This is a genomic window from Vescimonas coprocola, from assembly GCF_018408575.1.
Lineage (GTDB): Bacteria > Bacillota > Clostridia > Oscillospirales > Oscillospiraceae > Vescimonas > Vescimonas coprocola.
Genome location: NZ_AP023418.1, coordinates 498,512 through 515,397, shown reverse-complemented (window position 1 = coordinate 515,397; position 16,886 = coordinate 498,512). Strand labels below are relative to the sequence as shown.

General features: G+C 62.2%; 18 protein-coding genes. All 18 read right to left on the bottom strand.

Features of this window, described 5'->3' with window-relative positions:
* Nucleotides 1-25 precede the first annotated feature (25 nt).
* The 18 genes from mraY to KJS28_RS02515 all read right to left on the bottom strand — a co-directional run bounded on the left by mraY (nucleotide 26) and on the right by KJS28_RS02515 (nucleotide 16,557).
* Nucleotides 26-1,015: a phospho-N-acetylmuramoyl-pentapeptide-transferase gene (gene mraY, locus KJS28_RS02600; protein WP_213541607.1), complete on the bottom strand. Its 990-nt coding sequence runs from the start codon at nucleotides 1,013-1,015 to the stop codon at nucleotides 26-28.
* Between the two features lie 33 nt (nucleotides 1,016-1,048).
* A complete protein-coding gene (locus KJS28_RS02595; RefSeq protein ID WP_213541606.1) occupies nucleotides 1,049-2,479 on the bottom strand; it encodes a UDP-N-acetylmuramoyl-L-alanyl-D-glutamate--2,6-diaminopimelate ligase in 1,431 nt (476 codons plus the stop codon).
* 30 nt (nucleotides 2,480-2,509) lie between these two features.
* Nucleotides 2,510-4,753 carry a penicillin-binding transpeptidase domain-containing protein gene (locus tag KJS28_RS02590; RefSeq protein WP_213541605.1) on the bottom strand — a complete coding sequence of 748 codons (2,244 nt, stop codon included), beginning with the start codon at nucleotides 4,751-4,753 and terminating at the stop codon, nucleotides 2,510-2,512.
* A gap of 95 nt (nucleotides 4,754-4,848) precedes the next feature.
* Nucleotides 4,849-5,382 (bottom strand): hypothetical protein, encoded by a 534-nt coding sequence (locus KJS28_RS02585; RefSeq protein ID WP_213541604.1) that lies wholly within the window; start codon nucleotides 5,380-5,382, stop codon nucleotides 4,849-4,851.
* 60 nt (nucleotides 5,383-5,442) lie between these two features.
* On the bottom strand, nucleotides 5,443-6,408 hold the full coding sequence (gene rsmH, locus KJS28_RS02580; protein ID WP_213541603.1) for a 16S rRNA (cytosine(1402)-N(4))-methyltransferase RsmH: 966 nt from the start codon (nucleotides 6,406-6,408) through the stop codon (nucleotides 5,443-5,445).
* Nucleotides 6,409-6,411: 3 nt separating this feature from the next.
* Complete coding sequence (gene mraZ / locus KJS28_RS02575) at nucleotides 6,412-6,828, bottom strand: division/cell wall cluster transcriptional repressor MraZ (RefSeq protein ID WP_213541602.1); 417 nt, start codon at nucleotides 6,826-6,828, stop codon at nucleotides 6,412-6,414.
* 39 nt (nucleotides 6,829-6,867) lie between these two features.
* Nucleotides 6,868-7,269, bottom strand: a complete 402-nt coding sequence (locus tag KJS28_RS02570) for a hypothetical protein (protein WP_213541601.1) — start codon at nucleotides 7,267-7,269, stop codon at nucleotides 6,868-6,870.
* Entirely contained in the window at nucleotides 7,266-7,805 is a 540-nt protein-coding gene (locus tag KJS28_RS02565; RefSeq protein ID WP_213541600.1) for a hypothetical protein, read from the bottom strand. Before KJS28_RS02565 ends, KJS28_RS02570 begins: the two co-directional genes overlap by 4 nt.
* Nucleotides 7,806-7,810: 5 nt before the next feature.
* The gene (coaD, locus tag KJS28_RS02560; protein ID WP_213541599.1) at nucleotides 7,811-8,281 is read right to left on the bottom strand and encodes a pantetheine-phosphate adenylyltransferase; all 471 of its coding nucleotides are present in this window, start codon (nucleotides 8,279-8,281) and stop codon (nucleotides 7,811-7,813) included.
* Nucleotides 8,278-8,838 carry a 16S rRNA (guanine(966)-N(2))-methyltransferase RsmD gene (rsmD, locus tag KJS28_RS02555; protein ID WP_021858016.1) on the bottom strand — a complete coding sequence of 187 codons (561 nt, stop codon included), beginning with the start codon at nucleotides 8,836-8,838 and terminating at the stop codon, nucleotides 8,278-8,280. The genes coaD and rsmD overlap by 4 nt, the downstream gene beginning before the upstream one ends.
* A 3-nt stretch (nucleotides 8,839-8,841) precedes the next feature.
* Nucleotides 8,842-9,672 (bottom strand): glycerophosphodiester phosphodiesterase family protein, encoded by an 831-nt coding sequence (locus KJS28_RS02550; protein ID WP_213541598.1) that lies wholly within the window; start codon nucleotides 9,670-9,672, stop codon nucleotides 8,842-8,844.
* A gap of 6 nt (nucleotides 9,673-9,678) precedes the next feature.
* Nucleotides 9,679-11,229, bottom strand: coding sequence for an MFS transporter (locus tag KJS28_RS02545; protein ID WP_213541597.1), 1,551 nt, complete (start codon nucleotides 11,227-11,229; stop codon nucleotides 9,679-9,681).
* Nucleotides 11,226-12,023, bottom strand: a complete 798-nt coding sequence (locus tag KJS28_RS02540; RefSeq protein WP_213541596.1) for an HAD-IIA family hydrolase — start codon at nucleotides 12,021-12,023, stop codon at nucleotides 11,226-11,228. The genes KJS28_RS02545 and KJS28_RS02540 overlap by 4 nt, the downstream gene beginning before the upstream one ends.
* Nucleotides 12,024-12,140: 117 nt before the next feature.
* On the bottom strand, nucleotides 12,141-13,553 hold the full coding sequence (locus KJS28_RS02535) for a spore germination protein (protein ID WP_213541595.1): 1,413 nt from the start codon (nucleotides 13,551-13,553) through the stop codon (nucleotides 12,141-12,143).
* 386 nt (nucleotides 13,554-13,939) lie between these two features.
* Nucleotides 13,940-14,488 carry a GNAT family N-acetyltransferase gene (locus KJS28_RS02530; protein ID WP_213541594.1) on the bottom strand — a complete coding sequence of 183 codons (549 nt, stop codon included), beginning with the start codon at nucleotides 14,486-14,488 and terminating at the stop codon, nucleotides 13,940-13,942.
* On the bottom strand, nucleotides 14,478-15,521 hold the full coding sequence (locus tag KJS28_RS02525; RefSeq protein ID WP_213541593.1) for a M42 family metallopeptidase: 1,044 nt from the start codon (nucleotides 15,519-15,521) through the stop codon (nucleotides 14,478-14,480). The genes KJS28_RS02530 and KJS28_RS02525 overlap by 11 nt, the downstream gene beginning before the upstream one ends.
* Nucleotides 15,522-15,566: 45 nt before the next feature.
* Complete coding sequence (locus KJS28_RS02520) at nucleotides 15,567-15,923, bottom strand: Smr/MutS family protein (RefSeq protein WP_213541592.1); 357 nt, start codon at nucleotides 15,921-15,923, stop codon at nucleotides 15,567-15,569.
* Nucleotides 15,868-16,557 carry a gamma-glutamyl-gamma-aminobutyrate hydrolase family protein gene (locus KJS28_RS02515; protein ID WP_213541591.1) on the bottom strand — a complete coding sequence of 230 codons (690 nt, stop codon included), beginning with the start codon at nucleotides 16,555-16,557 and terminating at the stop codon, nucleotides 15,868-15,870. The genes KJS28_RS02520 and KJS28_RS02515 overlap by 56 nt, the downstream gene beginning before the upstream one ends.
* Nucleotides 16,558-16,886 lie beyond the last annotated feature (329 nt).

Genomic DNA, 16,886 nt, shown 5'->3' with positions numbered 1-16,886 from the left:
TTTCCCACAGAATGTCAGTGAAGCGTTACAGGGAGAAGCGGTCGGCCACGCCCCAATAGGCCAGCAGGCACATCAGGGCGCTGACGGCGGTGAACACCGCCACGATCTTCTTCTCGTTCCAGCCGCACATCTCGAAGTGGTGGTGCAGCGGCGCCATCTTGAAGATGCGCTTGCCGTGGGTGGCCTTGAAGTAGGCCACCTGTATGATATCGGACAGGGTCTCGCACAGGTATACGAAGCCCACCAGCAGCAGGATCAGCGGCATATCGTAGGCGAAGGCCAGCGCCGCAATGGCGCCCCCCAGAAACAGGGAGCCGGTATCGCCCATGAACACCTTGGCGGGATAGTGATTATAGTACAGAAAGCCCAGCAGGCCGCCGAACATGGCCCCGGCAAAGACACCCAGCTGCGTGAAGCCGCCCCACACGGCACCCATCACCGCAAAGAACAGCGCCACCGGCAGCGTCACGCTGGAGGACAGGCCGTCCAGTCCGTCGGTGATGTTGACGGCGTTCACCGTACCCACGATGACGAAGGCAGCGAAGATCATATACACCACCCAGTTCATGACGATGTGGGTGTTGAAGAAGGGGATATACAGGTTGGGGCTCAGCATCCCCTCGTAGCGCATAAGGCACAGGAAGGCCACCGCCGCCGCCAACTGAAGAATGAACTTCTGAGGGGCCGTCAGGCCGGTATTCTGATGGTGCTTCACCTTCTGATAGTCGTCGATGTAGCCGATGACGCCGAACACCAGTGCAAAGGCGTAGACATACAGGTGGGTGAAGCGGCCCTCCAGCATCTCCGGCCAGCCCGCCGCCAGAATGGCCACGCCGATGCCGATGATGAACATGAGGCCGCCCATGGTGGGTGTCCCCTGCTTGGTCATGTGCCAGGTGGGACCGATCTCCTTGATGCTCTGTCCCGCCTTCAGCTTCACCAGTGCCGGGATCAGCAGCTTTCCTGCGATGAGTGTCACGATAAGGCTGATAACGCCTGCCAGTATAATATACATATTCTTCTCTCCCTCTCGCCCCGCAGGGCGGTGTTATCCGTTGGTGTATGCCGCCACCAGTTCCCGCTCATCCATGTGCCGCTTTTCGCCGCACACCTCCTGATACGTCTCGTGGCCCTTGCCGCACAGGACGATAACGTCCTTGGGGCGGCTGTTTTTCAGTACCCAGCCGATGGCCTCCCGCCGGTCGCAGATGACGACGCTCTCGCCGGGGCCGGTCAGGCCCGGCAGGATATCCTCGATGATCTTCTCCGGCTGCTCCCAGCGGGGGTTGTCGGAGGTGACCACCGCCACATCCGCCAACCGGGAGACGATGCGGCCCATCTGCGGGCGCTTCTCCCGGTCCCGGTCGCCGCCGCAGCCAAACACCGCCACCACCCGGCCCTCGGCAAAGCCCCGCACCGCTGTCAGCACGTTTTCCAGCGCATCCGGCGTATGGGCGTAGTCGATGAGGACGGTACACGGCAGGCCCGGCGTGGGGACCACCTCCATGCGTCCCTTGATGCCGGAGGCCGTTTGCAGCGCTGCTGCCCCCTGCTCCGGCGGAACGCCCAGCATATGGCAGATGCCCAGCGCCGCCAGTGCGTTATATACGGTGAAGCGGCCGGGAATGGGGACGGTCACTGGGATGCGCCGCCCATCCAGAAGGGCGTCAAAGGCCACGCTCCGGGCCGTCAAGCGGAGGTTCTCCCCCCGCAGGCGGCTGCTGTCCCCGGTGCCGTAGCGCAGCACGGGGCAGGCACATTCTCGCAGCAGCCGGGGCGTCCACGGGTCATCGCCGTTGCAGACGGCGGCCTCGCACTGGCGGAACAGCTGCGCCTTGGCATCGCAGTAGTCCTCCATGGTGCGGTGAAAGTCCAGATGGTCCCGTGTGAGATTGGTAAAGGCTCCCACCCGGAAGTTGATGCCCCGTACCCGCTCCAGCGCCAGCGCATGGGAGGACACCTCCATCACCCCATAGCGGCATCCGGCATCAGCCATCTGCCGCAGCAGGCGGTAGACGTCGCAGGACTCCGGGGTGGTGCGCTCTGTCTCCAGCTCCGTCTCGTCGATCAGGTTCCGGATGGTGCCTATCAGGCCCACCCGCACCCCCAGCGTCTGTCGGAGGATGTGGCGCACCAAACAGGTGGTGGTGGTTTTGCCGTTGGTGCCGGTGACGCCCACCACCGCCAGCTCCCGGTCCGGATGGCGGTAGAGGCGTGCGCTGACCTCCGCCAGCGCACGGCGGGGATCCTGCACGGCGGCCCATGGCAGCTCCTGCACCGGCTCCCGGCTCAGAACGCACACGGCCCCTCGTGCCTTGGCCTCGGCGATGTGGCAGCGGCCATCCTCCCGGAAGCCGGGAATGGCTACGAACACGTCGCCGGGGCGTATCCTCTGTGAATCGCAGCAAACGCCGGTGACCTCCGGCACCTGCGGCACGGCGGCGGAGGTAAGTCCCGCCAGCAGCGCCCTGAGATCCACGAAAAGACTTCCTTTCTGCTCTGTTTTAGCTCAGTCGTTGAGGCTGGTATCGCCCAGCTGCACGCTGATGACGGTGCCGGGCTCCACCTGAGCACCGGCCTCCACATCCTGATTCAGCACCACGATGCTGCCGGAGGTGCTGTTGGTGGCGCCGGTGAAGCGCAGGATCAGTCCGGCGTTGCTGGCCAGCGAATTGGCCTCCGACGCCGTCCGGCCCAGCAGGTTGGGGACAGTACACAGCTCTGTGGCTTTCTCCGCCCCGGCATAGAGGATCACCGTGGCGTTGCCGGGGATGATGGCCCCGCCGGCAGGGGTCTGGTCGGTGATGGTATCGCCGTCACCGACGATCTGGCAGCCGAAGCCACGGTCCTTCACCCGCTGCTGGGCTTCCTCACGGGTCATGCCCACCACATAGGGGACGGTGGTGTCGGCACCCATGAGCTCCTCAGCGGTATAGGTGGGCTCGATGCCCAGATAGGGGAGGATCTCCGCCATGACCTTGCTGGCCACCGGAGCCACCATGGCGCCGCCGGAGGGGTAGGTGCCGGTGTCACGGGCGGGGGAGTCCATGGCGATGAGCATGATGATCTGTGGATCGTCCGCCGGGGCAAAGGCCACGAAGGACACCACCACGTCGCCGGTCTTGCCCTTATCCGCCGTACCGGTCTTGCCGCCGATGCGGTAGCCCTTCACCTGCCCGTTGCGGCCGCCGCCGTCGGAGACCACATACTCCAGGCACTCACGGGCCATGGCGGAGGTCTGCTGGCTGACTACCTGACGCAGGGGGGTGTTGTCGTGCTGATACACCACAGCGCCGCTGCTGTCCCGGACCTGCTCCACCACATGGGGCTGGTACAGGTAGCCGCCGTTGATGCAGGCGGCCTGTGCGGCGATGAGCGAAATGGGGGTCACGTTAAAGTTCTGGCCGAAGGCATAGCAGGCCAGATCCAGCTGGGAAAAGTCGCTCTGGGCCATGAAGATGCCGGTGGCCTCACCGGCCAGATCGATGCCGGAGCCTTCCAGCAGGCCGAAGGAGCGCATATACTCGTAGAAGGTATCTGTTCCCAGTCCCAGGCCACAGTTGATGAAGGCGGGGTTGCAGGAGTTGCCGGTGGCCTCCTTCAGGGTCTGATGCCCGTGGCCGCTGGTGTTGCTGCAGTGGATGGTCTGGCCCATGACGGTGATGGAGCCGGAGCATTCAAAGGTGGAGCTCATATCCACCACGCCCTCCTCCAGCGCTGCCGACAGCGTCAGGATCTTGAAGGTGGAGCCGGGCTCATAGGTGTCGTTGAGGGCCTTGTTGCGCCACTGGCGCAGCTGCTGATCCGCCAGTGAGGCGCTGCCGTCCTCAATGGCCGCCTTCAGGCGGGCGTCCGACACCTCGGAGTAGTTGTTCAGATCGTAGTTGGGGTAGGACACCATACCCAGCACGCCGCCGGTCTTAACGTCCATGACGATGCCGGTGGCGCCGTTGGCAGCCTCGAACTGGTCCGCCATCTCCTTGACGTATTTCTCCAGATAGTACTGGACGTTGGTATCCAGCGTCAGCACCAGATCGTCGCCGTTGTGGGAGGCGTAGTACTGCTCGTATTCATAGGGCAGGGCGTTGCCGCCGTTGTCCTTGGCGCTGACCACCAGACCCGTCTGGCCCTGCAGCTCCTCCTCATACTGGGCCTCCAGCCCGTAGAGGCCGGTGTTGTCCGTTCCCACGAAGCCGATGACGTGGGCCGCCAGCGAGCCATAGGGATAGTAGCGCTTGGCATCGGTCTCCAGATACACGCCGTGGACCTCGTTGTCATTGAGGAACTCCCGGACGGCGTTGGCCGTGTCCTCGTCCACCCGGAGCTTCACCACCTCGTACTGGGAATAGGTACGCTCCATCTGCTCCAGAATACTCTCCTGCGTCACACCCAGCAGCTGACTCAGGCCGGCGGAGAGACTCTCCTTGGTCCACTTGGTCTCAGGCTTTTCCAGCTCCTCCGCCAGTTCCTTGGGAGAGAGGAACACCGTCTCCGCCGTGGCCGATACCGCCAGCTCGTTGCCGTTGCGGTCGTAGATGGTGCCTCGTGAGGCCGTCACCACAGTGCTGCGGGTCTGCTGATCCAGCGCCTTGCTCTGGTAGTAGTCGTGCTGCTTGATCTGCAGCTGATACAGCTTCAGGGCCAGCACCAGAAACACCGCCACGCCCAGCACCAGCATCAGCACAAAGGTACGGGTCTGGATGACCCGGTTGGCCCGCCGGATGTTTTCACTTTTCCTTCTGTTTTCTGCCATGCTCCGCTCCCTGCGGTCTGCGCCGCCGCAATGTCAGGCAAGGAGCAAGAAGTCACCTTCTTACTCCTTGCGTATGGTCCACTATATGGCGTCGCTCAGCGGAAATATTCCACCAGAGCCCCGATGCCGCTTTTCACGCTGTGGGTCAGCCGGCTCAGCAGGCTGTCGCTCTCGGCCTGATAGACCTCTGCCTTGCTGCCGCCGCCCAGCTCCACGTATTCCACCTGTCCGGCGGTGGGCTTCTTCATGCCCGCCGCCTCGGCGGCCTCCTTGATCTTGGCCATATCGAAGGTGCGCTCATAGTCCATCACCAGACTCACCCGCTGATCCTCCAGCTGGCTGACCTGCTCCTGCAGGTCGCTGATGGATCCGGTGACCGCCGTCAGCTGGATGTAGCCCATGACCAGCACCACCGCCATGGCTGCCAGCGCACCCACGGCACACAGGGCCAAGGGGGACACCCGCTGCCGGGGACGGGCCGCCGTCCGGTGGCGGGGCGCCTGCTGGGGCTGGGACTTCCGCTCCGGGCGGGCTGCCTCCTCCAGCTGCCGCTGGCTGGCCAGTGTATCCAGATCGTAGGCCAGATTCCCATATACCATTGTGTTGGGTCGTCTCCTCTGTTGTGCCATGACGGCAGCTCCTTTCCGTATCCTCTGTATGGTCAGGGGGACAGGCCCCCGTTCTCTCGTTTATAGCTTCTCCGCCACCCGCAGCTTGGCGCTCCGTGCACGGGGATTGTAGGTCAGCTCCGCCTCCGTGGCCACGATGGGCTTGCGGCTCACCAGCTTCATCTGTGGCTTCTTGCCGCAGACGCACACCGGGAAATTCGGCGGGCAGGTGCAGCCGGTGGCCAACTCCTGCATGGTTTTCTTAATGATGCGGTCCTCCAGCGAGTGGAAGGAGATCACCGCCAGCCGCCCGCCGGGATGCAGCCGCTGCGCCGCTGCACGCAGCATGGGCGGCAGCTCCTCCAGCTCGCCGTTGACAGCGATGCGGATGGCCTGAAAGCTCCGCTTGGCGGGGTGCTGTTTCTCCCGCAGCGCCGCCGGAGGCATGGCGGAGCGGATCACCTCCACCAGCTGCCCCGTAGTCTCGATGGGCGCCTTTTCCCGGCGCTCCAGGATGTGCCGGGCGATGGCGGGGGCATAGCGTTCCTCGCCGTATTCAAACAGGATGCGCCGCAGCTCCTCATAACTCCAGCCGTTGACCACGTCCCGTGCCGTCAGACCCGCCGTGCGGTCCATCCGCATATCCAGCGGGGCGTCGTGCATATAGGAAAAACCACGCTCTGCATCATCCAGCTGTGGGGAGGAGACGCCCAAGTCAAAGAGCATCCCGTCCACGGCGTCGATGTGCAGGTCGTCCAGCACCTCCGCCAGACGGCTGAAGTTGCTGTGGATCAGCGTCACCCGGTCGGCGTACTCCGCCAAACGGACACGGGCGGCCTCCAGCGCCGTCCCGTCCCGGTCCAGACCGATGAGCCTTCCCCCTGCCGTCAGTCGGCGGAGGATCTCCAGTGAGTGACCGGCCCGGCCCAGTGTGCCGTCCAGGTAGACGCCGTCGGGGCGGATGGCCAGCGCCTCCAGACACTCGTCCAGCAGCACCGGCTTGTGGCCGTAGGCCTGATCGGCCTCGGCATTGCGGTCAAACGCCATCTCTTACAGCCCCATTTCTTCCATCGCCTGCTCCAGTGAACCGGAGGAAAAGGCCTCCTCCTCCAGCTTGGCCCAGCGCTGTGCGTTCCAGATCTCCACACGGTTGAAGATACCGGCCACCACCACTTCCTTTTCCAGCTTCGCCCGCTGACGCAGGTGGTTGGGGATGAGGATGCGGCCCTGTGCATCCGGCTCGCAGTCCGCCATGTATGCAAACATCAGCCGGAGCTTTTTCACGTCGGTAAAGTTGCGCTCGTCCAGCTTTTGCTGGAACTTCTCCCACTCGGTGTCGGAATAAACGGACAGGCAGCCGTCCTGCCCCACCGTCACGTGGAGGGTATCTCCCAGCTGCTCCCGCAGCTTGGCAGGGATAAACAGGCGTCCCTTGGTATCAATATTGTGAAAATACTGGCCCGTCATGCCTGTTTCACCCCTTTCCCGCAACTTTTTCGGCAAATCTCAGCGTTGTGGGCAGCTGCCCCACTTTAGGGAATGGCCCTCCACTTTGTGGGCTTTTGCACCACAATCATGGGTAAACGCACCATAATTCCCCACCGCTACGTTGAGTATACAGGATTTCTCCGCCGATTGCAAGTACCATTTTCCCGGCTTTTGTAAGTAAAACCCGTGGTTTTTTTCATTATTTCCATCATTTTCTCCGTTTTCCAGAACATTCGTTTCAGTGCCGAAAGAGGCAAAAACGGCGGGTACTATATATAGTACCCGCCGTTTTTTATTACTACAAGATATTCGCCCGTTTTCTTCCGCAAACGACAGAAGGGACAAGCTCTCACCCGTCCCTTCTTGCGTTATGTTGTTTTTCAATAAAATTGCACAAAAATCAGCCGAAAATTTCGTCAAGCATTCTCGTCGCTCTGGGGTTGCTCCGAGGCGGATCTCCGCTCCCGCAGCTTCTCCTGATTGGCCTGCATCTGCTCGTTGGAGGTGGCCCGGAACCGGACACGGGACTCCTTCACCTCGTCCAGCGCCGCCTGAATGGCCTCCTCCGTCCGGCGCAGAGCGTCCTCGGTGTAGGTGTTGGCCACGTGGTACAGCTCCTTGCTGCGTTCCTCGGCCCGACGAATGATCTCGGAACTCTTGCGGCGGGCCTGCTGCAGGGTCTCGCTCTCGGAGACGATGACCTTGGCGTCCAGCTCCGCCTGACGCAGCATCTTCTCCACTTCCTTCTTGGCGGAGGACACATACTCCTCCCGCGCCCGCACCAGCTCCTGCGCCTTCTTGATCTCCAGCGGCAGCTTGGCCCGGATATCGTCCAGCAGATCCAGCGCCTCATCACGGCTGATGACGCACTTATCCGAGCTGAAGGCCGCACTCTTGGCCTCGTCGATCATGCTGTAAAGCATATCCAGCAGTCGCTGCACATCCTTCTCTTCCATAAGGTTTACCTCCCTTTCAGTTCCTCCGCCACCGGGGCGGGAACATATTTCTCCAAAGGCTGTCCGTACCGGATCATCTCCCGCACCATAGTGCTGCTGAAGTGCTGATAGGCCGGACTGGCCGGCAGCAGCAGCGTCTCCAGCTCCGGACAGATGCCCCGGTTGATGGCCGCCTGTTGATACTCCAAATCAAAATCCGTGGTGTTGCGGACGCCCTTCACCAGAATGCCCGCTCCCTTCTGCCGGGCGTAATCCGCCAGCAGGCCGCTGTAAAGCTCCGCCTCCACATTGGGCAGGTCCGCCACCGAGCGGCGAATCAGCTCCAGCCGCTGCTCCGGGGAGAACATGGGCTTTTTGTCGCAGTTCACCATGACACAGACAAAGAGCCGGTCGAAGCAGGGGGCGCTGCGGCGGATGATATCCAGATGTCCCAGCGTGATGGGGTCAAAGCTGCCGGGATAGATGGCTGTTTTCATGTGGCCTCGTCCTCGTTTCCACTGCGGTGATACACCGACAGTCTGATCTTTCCGTAGCGGTATTCCCGATACAGGCGATAGGGCGCCGGAAGCTCCGGCAGCACCTTATCGGCGGCGCTCTCCGCCACAATTATACCATGCTCCCGGCAAATGTCAAACGAAGCGATGGCGGTAAGGGCCTGCTCCAGCAGGTCGGCGGCGTAGGGCGGATCCAGAAAGATCAGGTCGAACTTCTCCCCGCTTTTGAGATACGCCAGCGCATCCCCGGACTTCACTCTGGCCCGATCGGTAAAGCCGCACAGGGCCAGATTCTCCTGCACCAGACGCACGGCATCCGGACGCCGGTCCACGAACACTGCCTCCGCTGCTCCACGGCTCAGGGCCTCGATGCCCAGCTGGCCGGTGCCGGCAAAGAGATCCAGCACCCGGCGGCCCTCGATGTCAAATTGGATGATGGAGAACAGGCTCTCCTTGACCTTGTCGGTGGTGGGACGGGTCTCCATCCCCTGCAGCTCCTTGAGCCGCCGACCTCTGGCCGTTCCTGTGATGACTCGCATGGCTTACACCTCCGGATCGAAGCACTCGAAGATGACGAGGTTCCCCGCCTGCTCCGCAGCTTCCATTTCTTCCTTCGCTCGGATGGTCCAGTTGACCTCCTGTACATGATATACTTTATGGCACAGCCGCAGGCACAGATTCTCCCGGTCGGAGAACCGATAGGCGATGAAATCCGGCTGGGTGGCCACGTTGGTCAGCAGATTCCCCAGCAGCCACATGGTAAGCCTTCCGTGTCCGCCGCCGGACTCCCCGTGGCGCAGGAACTGCTCCGACAGCTGGCCCCGGATGATCAGGGGCCGATGCTTTTTCAGCCACAGGATGCACCGGGGGTCGAAGGACTCGATGCAGTAATTCACCCGGAACCAGTCCAACATGGCGCAGGTGGCCTCCGCCAGCTGGGCATGGTTGCCCCGCTCCGCCTTCAGCTCGATGATGAGGGGCGTTTTCCCCTGAAACAGGGGCAGCACCTCCTCCAGAAGGGGGATCTGCTCCTGCGTCCCCTCCAGATGGTACTGCTTCAGCTCCTCCGCCGTCAGGTCCTCCACCAGAACGTCCGCTCCGGCGGTGCGCTTGAGACTGGCGTCGTGGATCACCGCCAAGCGGCCGTCCTTCATCAGATGGACGTCCAGCTCAGCACCGTAGCCGTGTTCAATGGCACGGCGGAAGGCCGCCATGGAGTTTTCCGGAATATGGGGCTTGTCGTGGTAGCCCCGGTGGGCGTAGCGGTACTGCCGCAGCAGCTTCCAGCCGGGATGCTCCCGGCGGCAGCGCAGCATCAGCAGAAACAGCTCCGCCAGAATGATCAGTACCAGCAGTACAATGACAACAGGCATTTGGCGTCAGTCCTCCATTTCATCCAGAGCTTCCAGCCCCCGCTTTGCCTCAGGCTTGCTGTCGCCGTGGCGGACGAACAGCATGGTCACAAAGGCCAGCGCCGTGAACACGGCGGCATAGGGGAACAGCACGTGCATCCCCATGCGGTCCATCAGCAGGCCGGAGAGCATGGGCGTGGCCACCTGCGCCGCCATGGAGGCGGTGTAGTAAAAGCCGGTGTACTTACCCACGTTGCCGCCGGAGCACATCTCCACCACCATGGGAAAGGAGTTGACGTTGATGGTGGCCCATGCGATACCCGCCAGAGCGAACATGGCGTTCATGAGCATGGTGGGACTCTCGGCGCTCATGAAGGAGGCAGTGGTAAAGGCAGCGGTCAGCATGACGACGCCCGCCAGAATGGTCTTTTTCCGGCCCACCTTGGAGGCGATGAAGCCCACCGGCAGGTAGGAGATGATAGCCGCCGCCTGAGCGATGATCAGGGTCAGGTTATAATCCTTGTGGAGGATATTGCTGGCGTAGACGGAGTATTTGCTGGTCACGGCGTTGTAGCCGAAGAACCACAGCACGATGGACAGCAGCAGGAAGATCAGGGACTTCACCTCGTCCACCGACAGCTTCCGTTCGCCGGTGGCGGCCTCCTCCTTATCCTCCAGCCCCAGCTCCACCGACTGCTGCTGCATCTCGGCGGCCCACTCATTCTCCCGCACCGTCAGCATGAACACCACCAGCGCCGCCAGCATGATGGCGGCAATGACGGCGAAGTAGCCGGTATAACTCATCAGGGAGTTGCGAACGGCAGAGGTGGCGAACACCATGCCCAGCACCAGCACCAGGATCCCGCCGGCGGAGCCCATGAGGTTGATGACGGCATTGGCCTTGGAACGCAGGGGCTTTAAGGTCACATCCGGCATCAGCGCCACCGCCGGGGAGCGGAACACCGCCATGGACACCAGGATCACCAGCAGCAGAGCGATAAAAAACACCAGCGTCACTGGGCTTTTGGCGGTGGCGTCCCAAGCGCAGGCCTGCCGGGCCGGCATCACGTAGTTGGTGTAGTCGGGGTTGGTGACGGCGGCACCGTCCACAGTGATCTGGCTGCGGATCTGGGTGAACTCCTCCTTGGTGAACTGGCGGCTGAGCACGAACTTCTGGCCGCCGGGGGTCAGCAGCGTCTCATCCGCCTCCCGGTCGTAGATGGTCTCCAGCGCCGCCGGGTCATCGATGGCGGCCACATCGGAGATGTGGTGCAGCTGGGCGTTATCCACGAAAGACAGGGCAATGAGCATCACGGCGGCAATGAGGGTACCCACCACGATGAAGGGCGTCCGGCGGCCCCACTTGCTGTGGTGCTTGTCGGAGATGGCGCCGAACAGCGGCAGCATGAACAGGGCCAGCACGTTATCCAGCGCCATAATGGCGCCGGACCATGCCTGACTCATGCCGAACTTGTTGGTGAGGATCATGGGGATGGTATTGTCATACGCCTGCCAGAAGGCCTGGATCAGGAAGAAGGCAAAGCCCACCAGAATGATCCGCTTGTAGTTGAGTTTCATACAGTCTCCTCCAGTTCCCGGTACAGGGTACCGATGTCGGGATACACCCAGGTGGGGTGGATCTGATAGGCGGCGATATCCGCCTGCGTGCCTTCGCCAGACAGGACGAACACGGTATCAATGCCTGCGTTAACGCCGCAGGCGATGTCGGTATAGAGCCGGTCCCCCAGCAGCACCGTCTGCTCCGTGGAAAAGCCCGTCCGCTCCATGGCCAGCCTCGCCATCTCCGGCTGGGGCTTGCCGATGAAGGTGGGCTCCCGCCCGGTGGCGGTGGTGAGCATCCGGCACACACTGCCGCAGTCCGGCACGGAGCCGTACCATGTAGGGCAGACCCAGTCCGGATTGGTGGCGATGAAGGGGACGCCCCGGTTCAGCAGGATGCAGGCGTCCTCCAGCTTCTGAAAGGTCAGCTCCGTGTCGAAGCCGCACAGCAGCACCTCCGCCTGCTCCCGGTCACGGGTCACAGGGATGCCCGTCTGCGCCAGCTGGTCCATAAAGGACACAGTTCCCGCCACATAGCAGGTCTTTCCCGGCAGACTCACCCGCAGATAGCGGATAGTAGCGTCCACGGAGGTCAGATAATCCTCCCGGCAGGTGTCAATACCCAGCCGGTGCATCTTTTCTATGTACCCCTCCACGCCACGGGAGGAGTTGTTGGTGAGGAACAGATACCGTCCCCCTATGCGCCGGACGTATCGCAGAAACTCCGGCACGCCGTCGAAGAGCTGCTCATCCAGATAGATGGTGCCGTCCATATCCAGCAGGAACAGGCGCTTCTCCCGCAGCTGCGCCACGATCTTCTCTCCTCTCTCCGCAGAAATGCGTCTTTATACAAAAAACCATGCTAAGAATAGCACAAAGCCGCCCCGCTGACAAGTGGGACGGCCTTGTTTTTGGAAATTTTGCAACCCTCAGCTGTTATTCCGGTCAATGGGGCGGTGATGCAGCAGGGCCCACAGGTCCTTGCCGTTGAAGGGGATCAGGGGATAGAGGTACCCTTTTCCGATGAGGGGACGGGTACTGGCGATGAGGGCCAGAATCCCCAGAATACCGCCGATGAATCCCCACCAGTCAAACAGCCAGATGAGCAGCAGCAGGACCATGCGGCACAGCTTCACGGCGTAGCCCATCTCATAGCTGTGCTGGGCGTAGTTGGCGATGGCCACGAAGGCCATATATACCAGCACCTCCGGTACCAGCCATCGGGCCTGCACCGCAAAGTCCCCTAAGATCAGCGCACCCAGCATACTGAAGGAGTTGCTGAGCACATCCGGGGTGTTGAGGGAGGCCAGCTTCAGCACGTCGATAATGAACTCCACCAGCAGCAGCTGCAGGATCAGCGGCACATAGTACTCGTCCTCGATCAGGAGAAAGTGCAGGCTCTGGCGAAGGGTATCCGGCGACTTCACCAGCAGATACCACAGCGGCGTCACGAATAGTGTAAGAAGCAGCACGATGACCCGGACGATCCGCAGATACGTCCCCACCAGCGGCGGGAAATAGTAGTCGTTGACCTCCTCCAGAAACCGGAACAGACTGCACGGCAGCAGCATCACCGCCGGGGTGTTGTCGATCATCAGCAGAATATCCCCCTCCAGCACCGAGGCCGCCGCCACGTCCGGCCGCTCGGTATAGCGGGTCTTGGGGAAGGGATTCCACCATTGGGGTGGGGCGATGGCCTCCGCCACGCTCTCCTGGCTCATGGCGGTGGAGCCCACATCCATGGCCTCCAGCTTTTTTCGCAGCTGATCCAGCAGCTTCCGGTCCACCCGGTTTTCCATGTAACACAGCACCACGTCCGTCCGGGAGCGGGTCCCCACCTGCAAAGACTCCAGCGTCAGCTGCGAGTCCCGGATGCGGCGGCGCAGCAGGGCGGCGTTCTTCATGACGCTCTCCCCGAAGCCGTCGTGGCTGCCCCGCAGCACCTTGCTGGTATCCGGCTCCTCCACGGAGCGCAGGGGGAACTGCTTGGCATCCAGCACCACGCCGCCGGAAAAGCCGTCGATGATGAGCAGGGTCTTGCCGGCGAATACCGACGTCACCGCCTTCAGCCGGTCCGTCTCCACCGTTGCGTCGCAGACGCTGACGTAGCGGTCGGCAAAGGCCTGCAATGTCCCTACGTCCTCCAGCGACGGGATGGGCAGCCATGCGGAGATAGCCCGCTCCAGCACCGTGTCGTCGGCGTAGCCGTTGACCACCCATAGCCTGGCTCGGCGGCCGCCGATCCGCAGGGTCCGCCCGATCATGTCGAAGCTGCGCCCCACCCCCAGCAGGCCGTCCAGCGCCGCCGCCCTTTCGTCAAATGCATCCTTCACCCGTTTCATGCCGTCTCCTCCGCCTTGCGTTTGGAGGTAGTATGGGAATTTCTGCCGGGGAATATGCAAAAGGAGAGCGCCCACCTCACGAGGTGAGCGTTCTCCGATCCGTCTTCATGTAATGCTGTTACTCTTTAATGGCCTCCAACAGCAGGATAAGCAGTCCTATCAGTACAAATGCATACCCGATATAAATTATGAGGTCCGCTCCCAGTCCCAATGTATAGACAGCAGTTATAATGAGGCCCAAACCAAGTGCGCTTTTGTTTGTCATAGGTTTCTCCTTACTCTCACAGGTTCACAACGGTAGATGCCCCCATAGTTTTATTGGTGTACTCGGAGCATATCACATCTCGTCTATATTTGTCAACACTTTTATCTAATTATATATTTTTTCATTCTGATAGAATATCCATATGCATATCATTCTCATTTTGTATACATTTCTCAAAATAGAGGTACGTCTCGTCCTCACCGGCGGGGTCCATACAGGCGGCCAGCATATGCCGGGAGGGATGATTCTCCCGGAAGCATTTGGCCGTCACCCGCCGCAGATCCCAGCCCTTCAGGCCCCACGCCAGAGCGGCGGCAAATGCCTCGGTGCCGTAGCCGTGGCCGGCATAGGCGGCAGCGATGCGGCAGCCCAGCTCCGCCGTGCCGCGGCCGTCGAAGTGGGTGAACACCACCTCCCCGATGCACCGGCCCCGGAGCCGCACCGCAAGGCCCAGCTCCCGCCCGGCGGCGTAGTCCTCCTCCGACGCCTGCAGGAACCACTCCTCCGGGGGATGGGGCTGCTCCTCCCGGTAGTCGTAGCCCCACCAGCGGTTGCGCCGGGTATCCCGGCACAGGGCGGCATAGTCTCCGCAGTCTGCCGGGGTCAGGGCATTCAGCGTCAGGCGTGGGGTGGTAAGGTGGGGCCGGGGCGGGAAGGCGTTACCGGACACCGTCCGCCTCCAGATAGCCCGCCAGCACCTTCAGGGTGTTCCACACGCCGTCCACATGGCTGCGCTCATAGCCGTGGCTGGCGTAGACCCCGGCGCCGATGAGCCCGTGGCGCAGGTCGTGGCCTGCCGACAGGGTCGCCTCCACATCGGAGCCGTAGTAGGGGTACACGTCCACCGCATAGTCCGCCCCGGTGCGGCGGGCGGCATCAATGAGCTTGCCCACCACCTCATAGCTGTACGGGCCGCCGGAGTCCTTGGCGCAGATGGATACCTGCCGCTCGGTGCATTGCAGCCCCTCGCCCACGCAGCCCATATCCACGCTGATGGCCTCCGTCACTCCCTGCGGGACGTTGGCGGCGCCGCCGTGGCCCACCTCCTCGTACACCGTCACATGGAGGTACACATGGCGCTGGGGGACCGTGCCTGTATCCTTAAGGTACTTGGCCAGACCCAGCAGGATGCCCACCGACAGCTTGTCGTCCAGAAAGCGGCTCTTGATATAGCCGGAGGCGGTGAGGCGGGTGCGGGGCTCGAAGCACACCACATCCCCCACCTCGACCCCCAGCGTGCGGGTCTCCTCGGCGGACTTCACGTCCTCGTCCAGCACCACCTCGCAGCTGTCGAAGGTGCGCTTGGTGTCGCCGTACTGGCCGTTGACGTGGATGGAGGCGTTGCACAGCTGGAAGGTTCCCTCCAGCACCCGCCCGCCACGGGTATAGACCCGGACATTCTCCGCCTCGCCGTTTTCCGCCCGCATCCCGCCCAAGGGCGTCAGGCGCAGGCGGCCACTATTCTTCACCTCCGCCACCATGCCGCCCAGCGTGTCGGCGTGAGCCTCCAGCAGCAGGCCCTCGCCCCGGCCGCCCAGATCCACCAGCACGCCGCCCTTGGCGGTGCGCCGGGCGGTATAGCCCAGCTCTTCAAAGGCCCGCTGCACCCAATCTGCCGCACGGGCCGTGAAGCCCGTGGGGCTATCGATGGCCAGCAGCTCCATGGCCTGCCGGGCGGCGTATTCTGCATAGGTACGTTCCATGATCCATTCCTCCGTATTAAATATATGTGGTATAGCGTTTTTTCCTCAGAAGCGGCGCATAAACACGAAGGTCACGCCCATGTTCTCCCGCTCCAGATCCCGGTCCTGCCGCAGATGGGGATACTGCTGCAAGGCCCGGCGGGTGGTCTCATCGAAGATGGTAAACCGTTCCCCCGGCACCACAGCGGCGATGCGCCCCTTCTCCTGCTGGGCCAGCAGATACTTTCGGCTGGCCGTACGGATGCGCCCGCCCTTGCCAGAGGAGCCGTACCCGTGGATCAGCTTCAGCAGCGGCGTGTTCATATGGCGGGCCGCTTCCAGCTCTGCCTCCAGCCGTCGTAGGGCTTCATCCGCCGTGGGCCGTCCCAGCTCCAGATTCAGTTCCCGTGTGATGGCTTTCATCAGCCTCCCCCCTTTTCCCACAGTGTACCAGTCCTGACGCAGATTTGCAACTGCATTGGCCCACAAAATACCGCAGCAGCGGCCCGGCATCCACCGCATCCGCCCGCAGGCGGGCGCCGCTCTGGCGCTCCGGGTGCCATTGCACGCCCAAAATGGGCAGCGTCTCATGGCAGAAGCCCTCGATGGTGCCGTCGGCCGCCTGTTGCAAAAGGCACAGTTCCTCCCCCAGCACCCGCACCGCCTGATGGTGGTTGCTGTTTACCAGCGGGGCCGGCCCCAGCAGCTGCGAAAGCAGTCCTCTGGCCCGCGTGGGGTGGATCAGATCCCCCTGCGCCTGCTGATGTCCGGGGATGCGGGCGTGGAGCGTGCCGCCGAAAAAGACGTTCAGTGCCTGCATCCCCCGGCAGATGCCCAGAATGGGGCGGCCGCTGTCGGCAAAGGACCGGATAAGAAAGCTGTCCGTGGCCTCCAGCGTGACCCCGATGTCCCCGCCGCCGGGCAACAGCAGCCCGTCGCAGCCGCAAGCCCGGAACAGGTCCCGGCTCAGCACCGGCTCCGCTCCCGGCTCCGTCAGTGCTGCCAGATAGTTGCCGTATTGGCCGCTTGTCCCATAGAGATAGATCTTCGGTTTCATAGCGATTCCCTCCTCCCTATCATCTCATGCGGCGGCGGAGAAAAATATGCGGCAATACCTGTTGCACGGCGGGAAAATTTGTGGTATGATAGTTAGGTCGAAGCTTTCATACGCAGCGGCATCGAAGTGGTCATAACGAGAACGGCTCGAAATTCCCAGCGGGTCTGTCCTTTTCGTCCCCTCGAAAACCCCTGTTAATTCCCGGTTTTCAAAATTTCAAATCGAATACTTTTATGTTTTCTCTCCTGCTTTTCTCTCCAAAAGATTTTGCGAGTTAAAAGCAGACGGAAATATACGGAGATGTACCCAAGCGGTTGAAGGGTCCGCAC

What these genes read in the sequence shown, in the direction of transcription:
- KJS28_RS02565 (WP_213541600.1), bottom strand. Translation starts at nt 7,805, where the DNA reads ATGGAAGAGAAGGATGTGCAGCGACTGCTGGATATGCTTTACAGCATG.
- coaD (WP_213541599.1), bottom strand. Translation starts at nt 8,281, where the DNA reads ATGAAAACAGCCATCTATCCCGGCAGCTTTGACCCCATCACGCTGGGA.
- mraY (WP_213541607.1), bottom strand. Translation starts at nt 1,015, where the DNA reads ATGTATATTATACTGGCAGGCGTTATCAGCCTTATCGTGACACTCATC.
- KJS28_RS02515 (WP_213541591.1), bottom strand. Translation starts at nt 16,557, where the DNA reads ATGAAACCGAAGATCTATCTCTATGGGACAAGCGGCCAATACGGCAAC.
- KJS28_RS02535 (WP_213541595.1), bottom strand. Translation starts at nt 13,553, where the DNA reads ATGAAACGGGTGAAGGATGCATTTGACGAAAGGGCGGCGGCGCTGGAC.
- KJS28_RS02550 (WP_213541598.1), bottom strand. Translation starts at nt 9,672, where the DNA reads ATGCCTGTTGTCATTGTACTGCTGGTACTGATCATTCTGGCGGAGCTG.
- rsmD (WP_021858016.1), bottom strand. Translation starts at nt 8,838, where the DNA reads ATGCGAGTCATCACAGGAACGGCCAGAGGTCGGCGGCTCAAGGAGCTG.
- KJS28_RS02545 (WP_213541597.1), bottom strand. Translation starts at nt 11,229, where the DNA reads ATGAAACTCAACTACAAGCGGATCATTCTGGTGGGCTTTGCCTTCTTC.
- KJS28_RS02590 (WP_213541605.1), bottom strand. Translation starts at nt 4,753, where the DNA reads ATGGCAGAAAACAGAAGGAAAAGTGAAAACATCCGGCGGGCCAACCGG.
- mraZ (WP_213541602.1), bottom strand. Translation starts at nt 6,828, where the DNA reads ATGACGGGCCAGTATTTTCACAATATTGATACCAAGGGACGCCTGTTT.
- KJS28_RS02520 (WP_213541592.1), bottom strand. Translation starts at nt 15,923, where the DNA reads ATGAAAGCCATCACACGGGAACTGAATCTGGAGCTGGGACGGCCCACG.
- rsmH (WP_213541603.1), bottom strand. Translation starts at nt 6,408, where the DNA reads ATGGCGTTTGACCGCAATGCCGAGGCCGATCAGGCCTACGGCCACAAG.
- KJS28_RS02525 (WP_213541593.1), bottom strand. Translation starts at nt 15,521, where the DNA reads ATGGAACGTACCTATGCAGAATACGCCGCCCGGCAGGCCATGGAGCTG.
- KJS28_RS02585 (WP_213541604.1), bottom strand. Translation starts at nt 5,382, where the DNA reads ATGGCACAACAGAGGAGACGACCCAACACAATGGTATATGGGAATCTG.